This window comes from Bacillus pumilus (genome assembly GCF_003431975.1).
Lineage (GTDB): Bacteria > Bacillota > Bacilli > Bacillales > Bacillaceae > Bacillus > Bacillus pumilus_N.
On the sequence record NZ_CP027116.1, the window covers coordinates 630,452 to 647,657 of the forward strand.

The window sequence follows — 17,206 nt, forward strand, 5'->3', positions numbered from 1 at the left end:
GTGGGGACAAAATGAAGCCGCTTGTAGGTGTCATCATGGGAAGTACATCTGATTGGGAAACAATGAAAAATGCGTGCGACATCTTAGAGGAATTAAACATTCCGTATGAAAAACAGGTGGTATCGGCACATCGGACACCTGACTTGATGTTTGAATATGCGACTGAAGCAAGAGGTAAAGGACTAAAGGTCATCATTGCCGGTGCTGGAGGCGCAGCACATTTACCGGGGATGGTCGCAGCGAAAACGACACTCCCGGTCATTGGTGTGCCCGTACAATCAAAAGCACTAAATGGGCTGGATTCCTTATTATCCATCGTTCAAATGCCAGGCGGTGTACCAGTTGCTACAGTAGCCATTGGCAAAGCTGGTGCAACAAATGCAGGCCTTCTTGCCGCACAAATGATTTCAGCATTTGATGAAACAATCGCTGCTCGTCTTGAAGAAAGAAGAGAGCAAACAAAACAGACTGTATTAGAAAGCAGTGATCAGCTTGGCTAAGCAGACCATTTTTCCGAACGCAACCATCGGTATTATCGGCGGAGGCCAGCTTGGCAGATACATGGCCGTCAGCGCAAAGCAAATGGGGTACCGGGCAGCTGTCTTAGATCCAGTCACACAGTCTCCTTGTGGACAGGTTGCTGATACAGAAATCACAGCCGCATATAGTGACCTGGGTGGGATTCGACAGCTCGCAGAAATTAGTGATGTCGTGACATATGAATTTGAAAATATTGATTATGATGCACTCAACCAACTGAAGGAAGAAGCATATTTACCGCAAGGAAGTGAACTTCTTCTTTTAACTCAAAATCGTGAAACGGAGAAAAAAGGGATTGTAGACGCAGGCTGTGAAGTAGCGCCTTACCGCATTATTCATGATGAAAAAGAGTTAGAAGACGCAACGGCTGTGCTCGGTTTGCCAGCTGTACTGAAAACGTGCAGAGGCGGCTACGATGGAAAAGGGCAGTACGTGATCAAGGATGCAGAACAGCTTCATGAAGCAGCGGCATTGCTCACACATGGAACTTGTATTTTAGAAAGCTGGGTTGCGTTTCAAATGGAGCTCTCGGTGATCGTCACTCGTTCTGTTCATGGCGAAATTGCGGTATTCCCAGTCGCTGAAAACATTCATAAACACAACATTTTATTCCAAAGCATTGTGCCTGCAAGGGTAGAGGAACGCATTCAGGAAGAGGCAAAAGAGCTGGCAACGACACTGGCTGAAAAGCTGGGGCTGGTTGGTACACTTGCTGTAGAACTGTTCCTCACAAACGAAGGAAAGCTGCTTGTCAATGAACTGGCACCTCGCCCGCATAATTCTGGTCATTATACGCTCGATTTATGTGAGACAAGTCAGTTTGAACAGCACGTTCGTGCGATATGCGGTTTACCGCTTGGCGGTACAGCGCTTTTATCAGAGGGCATGATGGTGAACTTATTAGGCGATGAAGTAGACATTCCAAAGGAACATCCAGAGCTTCTCAAAGAAGCGAAGCTTTATCTATATGGAAAGCATGAAGTAAAAGCCGGCCGCAAAATGGGGCATATAACCTTTATGAAACAGCTCGATGATGAATGGATGACAAACATCACAAAGATATGGACTGAAAGAGATGGAGGAAACGGGAAATGATCGAACGTTACGCAAGACCAGAAATGTCAGCAATCTGGACAGAGGAAAACAAATTTAATGCATGGCTTGAAGTAGAAATTCTCGCTTGTGAAGCATGGGCAGAGCTTGGTGTCATTCCGAAAGAAGACGTTGTGACCATGCGTAAGAATGCAAGCTTTGATATTGATCGTATTCTAGAGATTGAACAAGACACGCGCCACGACGTGGTTGCCTTTACGCGTGCTGTATCTGAATCTCTAGGAGAAGAAAGAAAGTGGGTTCATTACGGGTTAACCTCTACAGACGTAGTGGATACGGCGCTTTCATATCTATTAAAGCAGGCGAACGATATCTTGCTCAAGGACATTGAGAGATTTGTTGACATCCTAAAAGAAAAAGCGAAAGAGCACAAATATACCGTCATGATGGGCCGTACACACGGTGTACACGCTGAACCGACAACATTTGGCCTAAAGCTTGGTCTTTGGTACGAAGAAATGAAGCGTAACCTAGAACGTTTTAAACAAGCAAAAGCTGGCATCGAATTTGGCAAAATTTCTGGGGCTGTTGGCACATATGCAAACATCGACCCGTTTGTTGAGCAATATGTATGTGAGAAGCTTGGCATCAAAGCTGCACCAATCTCCACCCAAACCTTGCAGCGTGATCGTCACGCAGATTACATGGCAACTCTTGCACTCGTCGCAACTAGCATTGAGAAATTTGCTGTTGAAATTCGTGGTCTTCAAAAGAGTGAAACACGTGAAGTAGAAGAGTTCTTTGCAAAAGGACAAAAAGGATCATCAGCAATGCCGCATAAACGCAACCCAATCGGCTCTGAAAATATGACGGGAATTGCCCGCGTGATCCGTGGATATATGCTGACAGCTTATGAAAATGTACCGCTTTGGCATGAGCGTGATATTTCCCATTCCTCTGCTGAGCGCATCATTTTACCTGATGCAACGATTGCACTGAACTACATGCTAAACCGTTTCTCAAACATTGTGAAAAACTTGACGGTCTTCCCTGAGAACATGAAACGCAACATGGACCGCACACTTGGCTTGATTTACTCTCAGCGTGTTCTTCTTGCATTAATCGATACAGGCATGGCACGTGAAGAGGCATATGACACGGTTCAGCCAAAGGCAATGGAAGCGTGGGAAAAGCAAGTACCATTCCGTTCTTTAGTAGAAGCGGAGGAAAAAATCACGTCACGCCTAACACCTGAACAAATCGCTGACTGCTTCGATTACAACTATCATTTAAAAAATGTCGATATGATTTTCGAACGTCTAGGTCTTGCGTAAGAAATGGACCGCCTGCTCGTCAGGCGTCCAATCCTGAAAATTGCCAACATTCAAATTAGGAGGCCAACCTGAATGACTGTGAAACAAGAACTTCTCTACGAAGGCAAAGCGAAAAAAATCTATCAGACCGATGACGAGCATATTTTATATGTCGAATATAAAGACTCAGCGACAGCATTTAACGGCGAAAAGAAAGCTGAAATCGAAGGCAAAGGCAGACTGAACAATGAAATTTCAAGCTTAATCTTTCAAATGTTGCATGAGAAAGGGATCAATAATCACTTTGTAAAACGCCTCTCTGAAACAGAGCAGCTTATTCAAAAGGTACAGATTGTGCCGCTTGAAGTGGTTGTGCGGAATGTGGTGGCAGGCAGTATGTCAAAGCGCCTTGGCATTCCAGAGGGAACAAAACTGGATACACCATTGATCGAGTTTTACTACAAAGATGATGCACTCGGTGATCCGCTCATTACAGAAGATCATATTCGCATTTTAGATGCAGCGACACCGGAGCAGGTCGAGGAAATGAAACAGATCACAAGACAAGTGAATGAAGAGCTAAAGCTAATCTTCTCAGACTGCCATGTGAATTTAATTGATTTCAAGCTTGAATTCGGAATAGATCACGAGAATCGTATATTGCTAGCTGATGAGATTTCACCTGATACGTGCAGGCTTTGGGACAAAGATACAAACGAAAAGCTTGATAAAGACGTGTTCAGACGAAACCTGGGCGGCTTAACAAATGCATACGAAGAAATTTTCAAAAGACTTGGAGGCCATAAACATGTATAAAGTGAAAATTTTTGTCAGCTTAAAAGAGAGCGTTCTTGATCCACAAGGAAGTGCCGTGCAGCACGCCTTGCACAGCATGTCTTATCAGGAAGTAAAGGATGTCCGCATCGGGAAATACATGGAGCTTGTCATTGAAAAATCAGATCGTGACTTAGACACAGTCGTGAAAGAAATGTGTGAAAAATTACTTGCCAATACGGTGATTGAAGATTACCGCTATGAGGTGGAGGAGGTTGTCGCACAGTGAAGTTTGCAGTGATCGTCTTGCCTGGCTCTAACTGTGATATCGACATGTACCATGTGATTCAAGATGAGTTAGGTGAACAAGTTGAATATGTATGGCACGACGAAACGAGTCTAGACGGATATGACGGTGTACTCGTACCAGGTGGTTTCTCTTATGGGGATTACTTAAGATGCGGTGCGATTGCTCGCTTTTCAAACATCATGCCGGCGGTGAAAAAAGCAGCTGCGGAAGGAAAGCCTGTTCTTGGTGTTTGTAACGGATTCCAAATTCTTCAGGAGCTTGGCATTCTGCCAGGTGCGATGAGACGAAATAAAGACTTAAAATTTATCTGTCGTCCAGTTGAACTCATTGTAGAGAACAACGAAACGCAATTTACAAGCGGCTATCAAAAAGGCGAATCTATTTCGGTTCCTGTAGCGCACGGTGAAGGCAACTTCTACTGTGATGAAGACACTTTAGCGAAGCTTATTGAAAATAACCAAATCGCTTTCACATACGGAGACGATATTAACGGCAGTGTCAATCGAATTGCAGGAATAACGAATGAAGAGGGCAATGTACTCGGCATGATGCCGCACCCTGAGCGCGCGGTGGATTCATTACTAGGCAGCGCAGACGGACTTAAATTGTTTCAATCTATCGTGAAAAATTGGAGGGACACTCATGTCACTACTGCTTGAACCAAGTCACAAGCAAATTAAAGAAGAGAAATTGTATCAGCAAATGGGATTGAGTGATGAAGAATTCGCTTTAATCGAATCCATTATTGGCAGGCTGCCAAACTACACAGAAACGGGTATTTTTTCTGTCATGTGGTCAGAGCATTGTAGTTATAAAAACTCAAAGCCTGTTCTAAGCAAATTCCCGACAAAAGGAGAACATGTTCTTCAAGGTCCTGGGGAGGGCGCTGGAATCGTTGATATTGGAGACAACCAAGCGGTTGTATTTAAAATCGAATCACATAACCATCCATCTGCGATTGAACCGTATCAAGGAGCGGCTACAGGTGTCGGCGGAATTATCCGTGATGTATTCTCTATGGGTGCGCGTCCAATTGCTGTATTAAACTCTCTTCGTTTTGGTGAACTGACTTCACCTCGCGTGAAGTACTTGTTTGAAGAAGTAGTGGCAGGGATCGCAGGCTATGGAAACTGTATCGGAATTCCTACAGTCGGCGGAGAAGTTCATTTTGATCAAAGCTATGAAGGCAATCCGCTCGTGAATGCGATGTGTGTTGGGTTAATTAACCATGAGGACATCAAAAAAGGGCAGGCCAAGGGTGTGGGCAACACGGTCATGTATGTTGGTGCCAAAACGGGACGTGACGGTATTCACGGTGCAACATTTGCGTCAGAGGAATTTTCTGATGAATCAGAAGAAAAACGTTCAGCAGTTCAAGTCGGTGATCCATTCATGGAAAAATTGCTGCTTGAAGCATGCCTTGAAGTGATCAAAAACGATGCGCTCGTTGGGATTCAAGATATGGGAGCGGCTGGCTTAACAAGCTCAAGTGCGGAAATGGCGAGTAAAGCAGGTTCTGGAATCGAGATGAATCTAGACCTCATTCCGCAGCGTGAAACAGGCATGTCCGCATACGAAATGATGCTGTCTGAATCACAAGAGAGAATGCTTCTAGTCATTGAAAAAGGCCGTGAACAAGAAATTATTGATATTTTCGAGAAATACGATCTTGAAGCGGTATCAGTCGGTCATGTGACAGACGATAAAATGCTTCGTTTACTCCATCAAGGTGAAGTGGTATGTGAGCTTCCTGTCGACGCTCTTGCAGAAGAAGCGCCGGTTTATCATAAGCCGTCAAGTGAGCCTGCATACTATCGTGAGTTTTTAGAAACAAAAGTTGAAGCTCCAGCCATTACAGATGCAGCCCAGACGTTAAAGCAGCTCCTTCAGCAGCCAACGATTGCAAGTAAAGAATGGGTTTATGATCAGTATGACTATATGGTTCGGACAAATACAGTTGTTGCACCAGGCTCTGATGCGGGCGTTTTAAGAATCCGCGGAACGAAAAAAGCCCTAGCGATGACAACCGATTGTAACGCACGCTATCTCTATCTTGATCCAGAGGTCGGCGGGAAAATCGCCGTCGCAGAAGCAGCACGTAACATTGTCTGCTCAGGCGCTCGTCCGCTAGCAGTGACAGACAACCTAAACTTCGGTAACCCGGAGAAACCAGAAATTTTCTGGCAAATTGAAAAGTCTGCTGACGGGATTAGCGAAGCATGCCGCACGCTAAGCACACCGGTTATCGGTGGGAACGTCTCTTTATATAACGAATCAAATGGAACAGCGATTTACCCAACACCAGTCATTGGAATGGTTGGTTTGGTTGAAGATACTGCTCATATTACGACTCAATCGTTCCAGCAGGCTGGCGATGTGATTTTCGTCATTGGTGAGACGAAGGAAGAATTTGCAGGCAGTGAGCTTCAAAAGATGACAGAAGGCCGTATTTACGGAAAAGCACCAGAAATTGATTTGGACGTAGAGCTTACGCGTCAAGAAGCTCTTCTAGCTGCAATTCAAAACGGTCTTGTTCAATCAGCACATGATGTGTCTGAAGGTGGACTTGGTGTAGCACTTGCTGAAAGTACATTTGGAACAGACGGTCTTGGCGCTGATATCCACATCGATTTAAACAGCGAAGCTTCACTATTCAGTGAAACACAGTCACGTTTTGTTGTTACAGTCAAACCAGAGCACCGCCAAGCGTTTACTGCGGCTGTCAAAGATGCGAAAGAAGTCGGAACGGTCACAAATGATGGTGTATTTACTGTCAAAAATCAAGAAGGACAACAATGGATTCATGCAGCGGTCAACGAGCTTGAGCGCGCATGGAAAGGAGCGATCCCATGCTTGCTGAAATCAGAGGCTTAAACGAAGAGTGTGGTGTCTTTGGGGTTTGGGGACACGAAGAAGCCCCACAAATCACATATTACGGCTTGCATAGCCTTCAGCACCGAGGACAAGAAGGTGCGGGAATTATTGCAACAGATGGTGAGAACCTAACATCACATAAAGGCCTTGGACTGATTACGGAAGTCTTTCAAAACGGTGAGCTAAAGGATTTAAAGGGAAAAGGTGCGATCGGACACGTTCGTTATGCGACAGCAGGCGGAGGCGGCTTTGAAAATGTGCAGCCCCTCTTCTTCCGCTCGCAAAACAATGGCAGTCTTGCCCTTGCTCATAATGGAAACTTAGTGAATGCAACGCAATTAAAGCAGCAGCTAGAGAACCAAGGGAGCATTTTCCAGACCTCTTCTGATACCGAAGTGCTGGCTCATTTAATTAAGCGCAGCGGTCATTTTGAACTGAAAGAGCAGATCAAAAATGCGCTGTCTATGTTAAAAGGAGCATATGCTTTCTTAATCATGACAGAAACAGAAATGATCGTAGCACTTGATCCGAACGGCTTACGTCCGCTTTCGCTTGGTATGCTTGGAGATGCTTATGTTGTCGCTTCTGAAACATGTGCATTTGATGTCGTCGGCGCTACGTATTTACGTGATGTGGAGCCTGGCGAAATGCTAATTATTAATGATGAAGGCTTGAAATCTGAGCGCTTCTCCATGAACATTAACCGCAGCATGTGCAGCATGGAATACATTTATTTCTCAAGACCTGACAGCAACATCAACGGAATCAATGTGCATAGTGCGAGAAAGAATCTTGGCAAAAAGCTTGCAGAAGAAGCACATGTCGAAGCAGATGTCGTGACAGGAGTACCAGATTCCAGTATTTCCGCTGCGATTGGATATGCTGAAGCGACAGGTATTCCGTATGAGCTTGGCTTAATTAAAAACCGTTATGTCGGCCGGACGTTTATTCAGCCGTCTCAAGCATTGCGAGAGCAGGGCGTACGGATGAAGCTGTCTGCTGTGCGCGGTGTTGTCGAAGGAAAGCGTGTCGTGATGGTCGATGATTCTATCGTACGCGGGACAACGAGCCGCCGAATTGTCACGATGCTTAGAGAAGCGGGAGCGACGGAAGTGCATGTACGCATTAGTTCACCGCCAATTGCACATCCGTGTTTTTATGGAATCGATACGTCCACACATGAAGAGCTGATTGCTTCGTCTCATTCAGTGGAAGAAATTAGACAGGAAATCGGTGCAGACTCCATTGCATTTTTATCTGTAGACGGTTTAATGGACGGGATTGGCAGGAAGTATGATGATCCGCAGCGTGGTCAGTGTTTAGCATGCTTTACTGGAAAATACCCGACTGAAATTTATGAAGATACGGTTCTTCCACATGTGAAGGAAACAGTCCTGACGAAATAATCGAATAATGGAGCAGCAGTCAAGATGTGTTGATATGCTGCTCTTTCATTCTGCCGAAAATACTTGGAAAAGAAGCAAAAGGAGTGAATGGGATGTCAGAAGCATATAAAAACGCCGGTGTCGACATCGAAGCAGGATACGAAGCCGTCAAACGAATGAAATCACACGTAGAACGTACAAAAAGAGCAGGCGTTATGGGTGCTCTAGGCGGATTTGGCGGTATGTTTGATCTATCTGAACTGCCATATAAAAAGCCCGTTCTTGTTTCAGGAACAGATGGTGTCGGAACGAAATTAAAGCTTGCTTTTTTAATGAATCAACACGATACGATCGGCATCGATGCCGTGGCAATGTGTGTCAACGATGTGCTTGCACAAGGGGCAGAACCGCTCTTTTTCTTAGATTACTTAGCCGTTGGTAAAGCGGATCCGATAAAAATTGAATCCATTGTCAAAGGTGTGGCTGATGGCTGTGAGCAGTCTGGTTCAGCACTTGTCGGCGGAGAGACAGCCGAAATGCCTGGCCTTTACACAGAAGAGGAATATGATATTGCTGGTTTTTCTGTAGGTGTCGTTGAAAAGGATGAAATCGTGACAGGAGACAGCATCAAAGAAGGTCATTTGCTCATTGGACTCAGCTCAAGCGGAATTCATAGCAACGGATACTCTCTTGTACGAAAAGTATTACTTGAAGACGCTGGTCTTGACCTGCATCAAACGTATGCACCTTTTACAAGACCTCTTGGAGAAGAGCTTCTTGAACCGACGAAGATTTATGTAAAGCCCGTTCTCAAACAAGTGAAAGCCGGCAAGGTTGACGGTATGGCCCATGTGACAGGCGGCGGCTTTATTGAGAATTTACCACGTATGCTGCCTGAAGGTCTTGGCGTTGAGGTAGATAACGGCTCATGGCCAGTTCCTCCTATTTTTTCCTTTATTCAAGAAAAGGGTCAGTTAAAGGCAGAAGAGATGTTCAACGTGTTTAATATGGGCATTGGCTTTGTCTTAGCTGTCAAAGAGGACGATCTTGTGGATGTGATCAGCGGACTTGAACACGATGGAGAGAAAGCATTCCTTATCGGACGAGTTCAAAAAGGAGAAGGTGTCACATTCGGCGGTGGAAGCCTCTCATGAAGAAGTTTGCGATTTTCGCCTCTGGAAGTGGGACGAACTTTCAAGCCATTATAGATACGTTAAAAGAAGAAGACTGGCAGGCTGAAGCCGCCATTGTGATTTGTGATAAACCAGGTGCAAAGGTGCTGGAGCGTGCTGAGAAAGAGGGCATCCCCTCCTTTGCTTTTACTCCGAAGGCTTTTCCGAATAAAGCCGCTTTTGAACAAACGATCATCGAACAGCTCAGGCTTCATGAAGTGGAATGGGTTTTCCTTGCTGGATATATGAGACTGATCGGTCCGACATTACTTGAAGCATATAGAGGGAAAATCGTGAATATCCACCCATCCTTGCTGCCTGCCTTCCCAGGGCTTGATGCCATTGGACAAGCCTATCAAGCAGGCGTCAAAGTAGCGGGAATCACTGTCCATTTTGTCGATGAAGGGATGGATACAGGTCCGATTATTGACCAAGCGGCGATTTATATTGAACAAGGCGAAGAGCTTGAATCGATTGAAAAAAGAATGCATGAACTAGAACACACACTATATCCAAAAGTGATCAAATCACTTTTAGAATTATCTTAATGAGGTGACGAAGGCATGACGATCAAACGCGCATTAATCAGTGTTTCCGATAAAACGAATCTTGTACCTTTTGTGAAGGAATTAACAGAACTTGGTGTTGAAGTCATTTCAACTGGAGGTACACATAAGCTTCTTCAAGAGAACGGCATTGATGTCATTGGGATTTCTGAAGTCACTGGATTCCCTGAAATCATGGACGGACGACTCAAAACACTTCACCCAAACATTCATGGTGGATTATTGGCAGTGAGAGAAAACGACGAGCATATGGCACAGATTGAAAAGCATGGTATTCAACCGATTGATCTTGTTGTCGTGAATCTTTATCCATTCAAAGAGACGATCTCAAAAGACGATGTGACGTATGAAGAAGCAATTGAAAACATTGATATTGGCGGACCGGGAATGCTTCGTGCGGCATCAAAAAACCACCAAGACGTCACAGTGATTGTCGATCCTCGTGACTATGATACAGTCGTTCAGCAAATCAAAGAAGGCGGCGTATCACTTGAGAAAAAACGTGAGCTTGCGGCGAAGGTATTCCGTCATACAGCTGCTTACGATGCCCTCATTGCGGATTATTTAACGAACTTTGTTGGCGAAACAGAGCCAGAGCAGTTCACCGTCACGTTTGAGAAAAAACAATCCCTTCGTTATGGAGAAAACCCGCACCAAGCGGCGACTTTCTATGAAAATGCTCTTCCAAGCAAAGGTTCTTTAGCTACTGCAACGCAATTACACGGAAAAGAACTTTCCTACAACAACATTAAAGACGCAGATGCAGCTCTTCAAATCGTACGTGAATTTACGGAGCCAGCGGCTGTTGCTGTAAAGCATATGAATCCATGCGGCGTTGGTACAGGTGAAACGATAGCAAAAGCCTTTGATCGTGCATTCAAAGCAGATGAAACATCTATTTTTGGCGGCATTGTGGCGCTTAACCGTGAAGTAGACAAGCAAACGGCTGACGTGCTTCATACAATTTTCTTAGAAATTGTTATCGCCCCATCATTTAGCCAAGAAGCACTTGATGTGTTAACAGCGAAAAAGAATCTTCGTCTCTTAACACTTGATGTCGATGCAGATCTTGGGAAAAAAGAAAAGCAGCTGACAAGTGTTCATGGCGGACTGCTCGTTCAGGATATTGATACGTACGGCTTAGAGGAAGCAACGATTTCTATTCCAACGAAAAGAGAACCAACAGAAGACGAATGGAAAGACTTAAAGCTTGCATGGAAAGTCGTGAAGCATGTGAAATCAAATGCCATTGTCCTTGCAAAAGATCAAATGACAGCAGGTATTGGTGCTGGTCAAATGAACCGTGTCGGCTCAGCGAACATTGCGATTGAGCAAGCAGGTGAAAAAGCGAAAGGGAGTGCACTAGGCTCTGACGCATTCTTCCCAATGGGAGATACAGTGGAAGCTGCTGCAAAGGCAGGCGTCACAGCGATCATTCAGCCGGGAGGATCTATTCGTGATGAAGAATCGATTCAAAAGGCAGATGAATACGGCATTGCCATGGTCTTCACTGGCGTTAGACATTTCAAACATTAAGGGGATGACAGTGTGAACGTATTAATTATCGGCAGAGGCGGAAGAGAGCATACCATCGCATGGAAAGTGAACCAAAGTGAACTTGTCAGCCAAGTATTTGTCGCATCTGGCAATGATGGAATGACAGACGCTGCAAAGCTTGTACCAATCGACGAAGGTGATCATGAGGCATTAATTCGTTTTGCAAAAGACAATGAAATCGGCTTAACGATTGTCGGTCCAGAGGTTCCTTTAATTGCAGGTGTCGTCGATGCATTTGAAGAAGCAGGTCTAAAGGTATTTGGACCGAATGCAAAAGCCGCAGTCATTGAAGGCTCAAAGGAATTTGCAAAAGACTTAATGAAAAATTATGAGATCCCGACAGCCGCTTATGCCACCTTCACATCGTTTGAAAAAGCGAAGGCATATGTGGAAGAAAAGGGTGCCCCAATTGTCATTAAAGCCGATGGTCTCGCAGCAGGAAAAGGTGTGACAGTCGCAATGACACTTGAAGAGGCGATCAACTGCCTGCATGACTTTTTAGAGGATGAAAAGTTTGGCGATGCGAGTGCATCGGTTGTCATTGAAGAATTTTTAACAGGTGAAGAATTTTCACTGATGGCCTTTGTCACTGGAGAAAAGGTGTATCCAATGGTGATCGCGCAAGATCATAAACGGGCATTTGAAGATGACAAAGGACCGAACACCGGCGGGATGGGCGCTTATTCACCCGTTCCGCAAATTTCAAATGAAGTCGTACAAAAAGCTGTTGAAGATGTCGTCAAACCGGCTGCTCGTGCAATGGTGCAGGAAGGGCGTCCGTTTACAGGCATTTTATATGCAGGCTTAATGCTGACACCAGAAGGCTCAAAGGTCATTGAGTTCAATGCACGCTTTGGCGATCCTGAAACGCAGGTGGTTCTTCCTCGTCTTGAATCAGATCTAGTTCAAGTCTTCCTTGATATTCTAGACGGAAAAGATGTGGATTTACAGTGGAAAGACACTGCCGCTGTGAGTGTGGTTCTTGCTTCAGAAGGATATCCTGAGGACTACGCAAAAGGTACGCCAATCGGCGCTTTGCAAACAACGGTCTCTGATGTCGTGACCTTCCACGCAGGAACAAAAAAGGAAAACGATCAATTCGTCACAAATGGCGGCCGTGTAGCAAATGTGACCGCATTTGACGACACATTTGAAGCGGCAAGATCAAGAGTGTATGAAGCGGTTGAAGAAATCATTCAGCCAGGTCTATTTTATCGCCGTGACATTGGCGCCCGTGCGCTGAAGGCTGCGGGGAAAACGGTTTAATCCAAACACCTTTCTATCTAACGAGATGGAAAGGTGTTTTTTTCTTCTTTTGATGATTAGAAGGGATAAAGCCTGAATATGAAGAAGTGTTATTAGATGACCCATTCACGAGGAGGCAACATGGAAATTAAGGCAATTATTCTCTTTGCAATATTCATGATCATTTTATTTCTCATAAACATAAATAACATTATGTTATTTGCCATTAAACACAATAAAATGAAAAAAGCTTCAGCCATTAGTTATATGATCCTATCCATTTTTTCTGGTATTGTTATTTCTTCATTTTTAATTTGGAAGTTTTTCATTAGCTAAGAGGGGAATGAGTGTATGGTGCAATTGAAGAAACTTGCAAACGAGCGTTTTTCTGCTTTGATTTGTATGGATCCATTCAATGAGCGAATTCGATTAGATGATTATAGTGGCAGGGTGCGGGATGTCATTCAGTCAGTGCTTCAGGAAGCGGTGGACTGCAAGGCTTCTAAGGTCATTGTAAAAGTAAGGCGTGAGCATATGCCTCTTTTTTTAGAAAAAGGCTTTCGGCTTGAAGGGGTGTTTTCTCATTATTTTCTTGGAAGTGATGCGTACGGCATGTCGCTTTTTCTCACTGAGGATCGAATGAACAATTCGTATTGGCTGAAGGAAGATGAAATTGTTGCGTCTATTCAAGAAAAGCCTCTGAAAAAAGACCAAGGCACATGGCAGGATGAGTATGTGATGAGGAAAGCCGATCCGAAAGATATTCACAAGCTGGCAAAGCTCTATGATACGGTCTTTGAAACGTACCCTACGCCAATGAACGAGTCAGATTATATTCAAAAGGTAATGGAGGAAGGGACGGTTTTTTATGTCGTTGAACATGACGGTCATATTGTGAGTGCAGCATCCGCTGAGATCAATGCACCTTATGGTCATGCGGAATTAACAGATTGTGCGACCCTTCCTTCATATAGAAAACTAGGATTCATGCATCATTTGATTCTAGCGCTTGAAAAAGAACTCCAGTCGATGCATATCTATGTCTTTTATTCTCTTGCCCGTGCTCTGTCCTATGGAATGAATCAAGTATTTTATCAGCTCGGATATACGTACACCGGTCGCTTTCAAAACAACTGCTATATTTTTGACAAAATGGAAGATATGAATCTATGGGTCAAAACGCCGAATGAATCATGAAATGGTTCTCATCTGATCAAGCAGACCAGATAGGCGGTAAGCCATGATACTAAGCTGCAGCTTCATCCGATCATCAGTGGATTTGAGGCTGCAGCCTGTTCTCGTTTCAATTTGTTTCAGCCGGTAGCTTAACGTATGTCTATGAATAAACAATTCTCCCGCAGATTTTTGAATATTTTCATTGTGCGCCAAATACACTTCGAGTGTATGAATCAGGTCAGCCCCTTGTTTTTTCGTATATAGCAACGGACTTAACAGCTCCACGTAAAAATCATGCAAATTCATCCCCGCCTCATTCATTTCAAGAAGCATCCCGTATAAGCCGAGCCTTTGATAATGAATGATGCTGTCGTCTGTTTTTAAAAGTGGGAGAAGTCTTGCTGCATACTGCGCTTCCTTCGCGCTTTTTGCAAAGAGGCTGATTTGGTCATAGGCTCTCCCGATGCCAATCACAATCGGATGGACGGGGAAAAAATAAGACCAAGTGCTCCGGCACTCCTCTGCTGCGCGATACCACTCCGTTTCTTGAAATGCTTTTTTTCCCGCCGGTGTCAGGACAAAAATAGAATCGAGCCTTGCCTTTAATAAAAAAGGAATATGTCTGCGTTCAAAGATCGACGTGAGTAATTGAGAGAGACGCTGCATCATTTGGTGATCGAGCTGTGTGTGCTGATGCTGAAATTGAAAGTAGATGACGACCTGTTCATCGCTCATATCATATTGCAGCTTTCGTGCTTGTTCGATGACATAGCTTTCTTCTGTGTATTGCTGTTGCAGCATATCATCCAATAAATGCCCCTGCATTTGGTTTTCTGTATCTTGAATGGCTTTTTGTTTCAGCCATTCAATTGCATACACTGCCCCGGCATGCTCGATGGCAATCGCGTCGAGATGGTGCCATGTCTCTTTTTTCTTTAACGCCACAATAAATCCGAAAATATCGCCCATTGCAATGACAGGACATGCAGCGAGGACAAACGCACCGCATGTGTCATAGACGAGTCGTCCTTTCTCCTCAGCTTGTTTGAGAAGAGATGTTGTTTCAATTGGCTCGTGATCTGTTTGAAAGCCAAAAGCAGGAGAATACATTATTTCATTCGTTTCGAAGTGAGCGGCTGTTTGATGTAAAAAAACATCAAGTACGACGATGTTCGCCGCAGTGAGATGTGCCAACTCATCAGTAATTTGCGTGACATTTTTATTGCTGACATTTAAGTGAGTCAATCTTTGATGAATGGCTGAAGAATATTTCAGTTGATGGAGCTGGCTGCTGACGATTTGCTCTAGTACGGCTTTTGTAATGTCTGAGAAATTGACATGTGAAGGAATCTCAATGAGTGGAACGCCACTGCTTTTGGCAGCTTTGATCAGTGATGCAGGAATTTCTGTTAAATATACGCCTTTATAAATGGCGATAGCTGACAGCCTGTGAGATTGAATCAGTTCTTCAAGCCGTGCGCGTCTTTCTTTATTTTCTGCAAGTCCAAATCCAGTTGTGACAAGTAATTCCCCTTCAGAAAGTCTGGAAGTGTCCTCGATAATTTCTACAATGGTCACCCACTGAATAAGGCGATCCAGTCCATTTTCCCCAGCAAGCAGCTTTGTTTCCTTCATGATATCGAGCGAGAGTGCATCTTTGACGAGAATCGCCATAGACTCATGACCTCCTTTTGAACAATCTTATACACGATGTATAAAAAATGCGTGTGAAATTCGGGCATGTGGCGAATGGAGGATGACTGCCCTCTTGATTAAGCTAATCTTATAACAAGTATACAAAATTTTCTTGCGATTCATGAAAAAAGAAAGATGCAGCTGCTGACGAGAGAGGGAGGAATGACAAAGTGGAGACCCGGGATTACTTAATCAAACCGATATTGAATCAGCATTATCCTGTGGCTGTGAAAGGAGAGGGGATTTATTTATATGATCGGGACGGGAAAAAATATATAGATGGCTCATCGGGGGCTGTCACGGCAAGTGTTGGACATGGCATACGTGAGATCATTGATGCCATGACCGAGCAAGCGGAAAAGGTGACCTTTACGTACAGATCGCAATTTACAAATGAACCAGCAGAAGAACTTGCCTATGAATTGAGTACGCTTTGTCCAGGTAATCTGAACTGGTCTTTTTTTGTCGGAAGCGGCTCAGAGGCAACGGAGACCGCCATGAAAATCGCTATTCAGCATTGGCAGGAGCAGGGGAAGGCTGAAAAGAATCACATCATTTCAAGGTGGATGAGTTATCACGGTATCACACTCGGTGCGCTGTCGATGTCAGGGCATATTGCAAGGAGAGAGCGCTTTGAGCCGTTGCTCGAAAAGCACCCAGTGCTGTCTCCGCCATATAGCTATCGTTCATGGCTGCCAAAGGATGAAGGCAAGCAGGTCGAATGGTATGTCCAGGAATTTAAAACCGTCATCCAGCGTATAGGAAAAGAGAGGATTGCGGCTTTTATTGCAGAGCCGATTGTTGGAGCAGCGGGCGCGGCGCTTGTTCCGCCAGATGGATATTTTGAAGCGATGAAACGAGTCTGTGAGGAAAATGACATTTTAATGATTGCAGACGAAGTCATGACAGGCTTTGGACGAACTGGGAAAATGTTTGCGATGGAACATTGGGGTGTCATACCAGATATTATGGTACTCGGAAAAGGCATGAGTGCCGGCTATTCACCAATTGCGGCAGCCGTCTCAGCGGATCACGTCATCGCACCGATTCTCAGCGGTTCAGGCTCTGTGATGGCAGGTCACACTTATAGCGGCAATCCGCTTTCAGCAGCCGTCTCACTTGCGGTCATTCGTTATTTGAAAAAACATCAGCTTCCTGAACGAGCTGATCTGTCTGGCCGATATTTAATGAATGCTTTAAAGGATTTGCAAACAAATCATCCCATCATAGGAGATGTGAGAGGAAAGGGACTGCTCATTGGCATTGAATTTGTTGCAGACCGTTTATCGAAAACGCCATTTCCTGCCCATGCTCAAATGACGCATTTAGTCGTTGAGACAGCCAAGCAAAATGGTTTGCTCGTTTACCCAGCAAGCGCTGGAGAGGATGGAGTGGGAGGTGCAGCGGTTATGATCGCACCGCCGCTTTCCATCACGCAGCAGGAGATGGATGAACTCATTCAGTTATTTGAGCAGACAATTACGCAGGTCGAACAAGAAGTCATCAATCGAGGGTTTTTCCCATCTGCGATGTAGGGAGGAAAGCT

At 44.6% G+C, this 17,206-nt stretch carries 15 protein-coding genes; 14 read left to right on the forward strand and 1 reads right to left on the reverse strand.

Annotated features, from left to right (window positions below; translation table 11 throughout):
• Positions 1 to 11: 11 nt before the first annotated feature.
• The 13 genes from purE to ablB all read left to right on the forward strand — a co-directional run bounded on the left by purE (position 12) and on the right by ablB (position 13,986).
• Positions 12 to 500 (forward strand): 5-(carboxyamino)imidazole ribonucleotide mutase, encoded by a 489-nt coding sequence (gene purE, locus C5695_RS03155; protein ID WP_039183007.1) that lies wholly within the window; start codon positions 12 to 14, stop codon positions 498 to 500.
• Positions 493 to 1,635 (forward strand): 5-(carboxyamino)imidazole ribonucleotide synthase, encoded by a 1,143-nt coding sequence (gene purK, locus C5695_RS03160; protein ID WP_117729101.1) that lies wholly within the window; start codon positions 493 to 495, stop codon positions 1,633 to 1,635. The genes purE and purK overlap by 8 nt, the downstream gene beginning before the upstream one ends.
• Positions 1,632 to 2,927, forward strand: a complete 1,296-nt coding sequence (gene purB / locus C5695_RS03165) for an adenylosuccinate lyase (protein WP_012009140.1) — start codon at positions 1,632 to 1,634, stop codon at positions 2,925 to 2,927. Before purK ends, purB begins: the two co-directional genes overlap by 4 nt.
• Before the next feature lie 72 nt (positions 2,928 to 2,999).
• A complete protein-coding gene (gene purC, locus C5695_RS03170; RefSeq protein ID WP_117729103.1) occupies positions 3,000 to 3,722 on the forward strand; it encodes a phosphoribosylaminoimidazolesuccinocarboxamide synthase in 723 nt (240 codons plus the stop codon).
• Positions 3,715 to 3,969, forward strand: coding sequence for a phosphoribosylformylglycinamidine synthase subunit PurS (purS, locus tag C5695_RS03175; RefSeq protein WP_003214349.1), 255 nt, complete (start codon positions 3,715 to 3,717; stop codon positions 3,967 to 3,969). The genes purC and purS overlap by 8 nt, the downstream gene beginning before the upstream one ends.
• On the forward strand, positions 3,966 to 4,649 hold the full coding sequence (gene purQ, locus C5695_RS03180; RefSeq protein WP_117729105.1) for a phosphoribosylformylglycinamidine synthase subunit PurQ: 684 nt from the start codon (positions 3,966 to 3,968) through the stop codon (positions 4,647 to 4,649). Before purS ends, purQ begins: the two co-directional genes overlap by 4 nt.
• Entirely contained in the window at positions 4,633 to 6,864 is a 2,232-nt protein-coding gene (purL, locus tag C5695_RS03185; protein ID WP_117729107.1) for a phosphoribosylformylglycinamidine synthase subunit PurL, read from the forward strand. Before purQ ends, purL begins: the two co-directional genes overlap by 17 nt.
• Positions 6,840 to 8,270: an amidophosphoribosyltransferase gene (purF, locus tag C5695_RS03190; protein WP_117732989.1), complete on the forward strand. Its 1,431-nt coding sequence runs from the start codon at positions 6,840 to 6,842 to the stop codon at positions 8,268 to 8,270. Before purL ends, purF begins: the two co-directional genes overlap by 25 nt.
• A 92-nt stretch (positions 8,271 to 8,362) precedes the next feature.
• A complete protein-coding gene (purM, locus tag C5695_RS03195; RefSeq protein ID WP_117729109.1) occupies positions 8,363 to 9,403 on the forward strand; it encodes a phosphoribosylformylglycinamidine cyclo-ligase in 1,041 nt (346 codons plus the stop codon).
• Positions 9,400 to 9,969, forward strand: a complete 570-nt coding sequence (gene purN / locus C5695_RS03200; RefSeq protein WP_117729111.1) for a phosphoribosylglycinamide formyltransferase — start codon at positions 9,400 to 9,402, stop codon at positions 9,967 to 9,969. The genes purM and purN overlap by 4 nt, the downstream gene beginning before the upstream one ends.
• Positions 9,970 to 9,984: 15 nt before the next feature.
• A complete protein-coding gene (gene purH, locus C5695_RS03205) occupies positions 9,985 to 11,523 on the forward strand; it encodes a bifunctional phosphoribosylaminoimidazolecarboxamide formyltransferase/IMP cyclohydrolase (protein ID WP_117729113.1) in 1,539 nt (512 codons plus the stop codon).
• Positions 11,524 to 11,535: 12 nt separating this feature from the next.
• Positions 11,536 to 12,810, forward strand: a complete 1,275-nt coding sequence (gene purD, locus C5695_RS03210) for a phosphoribosylamine--glycine ligase (protein ID WP_117729116.1) — start codon at positions 11,536 to 11,538, stop codon at positions 12,808 to 12,810.
• Positions 12,811 to 13,140: 330 nt separating this feature from the next.
• The gene (gene ablB, locus C5695_RS03220) at positions 13,141 to 13,986 is read left to right on the forward strand and encodes a putative beta-lysine N-acetyltransferase (protein WP_117729120.1); all 846 of its coding nucleotides are present in this window, start codon (positions 13,141 to 13,143) and stop codon (positions 13,984 to 13,986) included.
• On the opposite strand, the gene C5695_RS03225 is transcribed toward ablB, so the two are convergent.
• Complete coding sequence (locus tag C5695_RS03225; protein ID WP_117729122.1) at positions 13,981 to 15,639, reverse strand: PucR family transcriptional regulator; 1,659 nt, start codon at positions 15,637 to 15,639, stop codon at positions 13,981 to 13,983. The genes ablB and C5695_RS03225 overlap by 6 nt on opposite strands.
• Positions 15,640 to 15,830: 191 nt before the next feature.
• Here C5695_RS03225 and C5695_RS03230 point away from each other — a divergent pair, with 191 nt between their 5' ends.
• A complete protein-coding gene (locus C5695_RS03230; protein WP_117729124.1) occupies positions 15,831 to 17,195 on the forward strand; it encodes an aspartate aminotransferase family protein in 1,365 nt (454 codons plus the stop codon).
• The last annotated feature ends 11 nt before the right edge of the window (positions 17,196 to 17,206 follow it).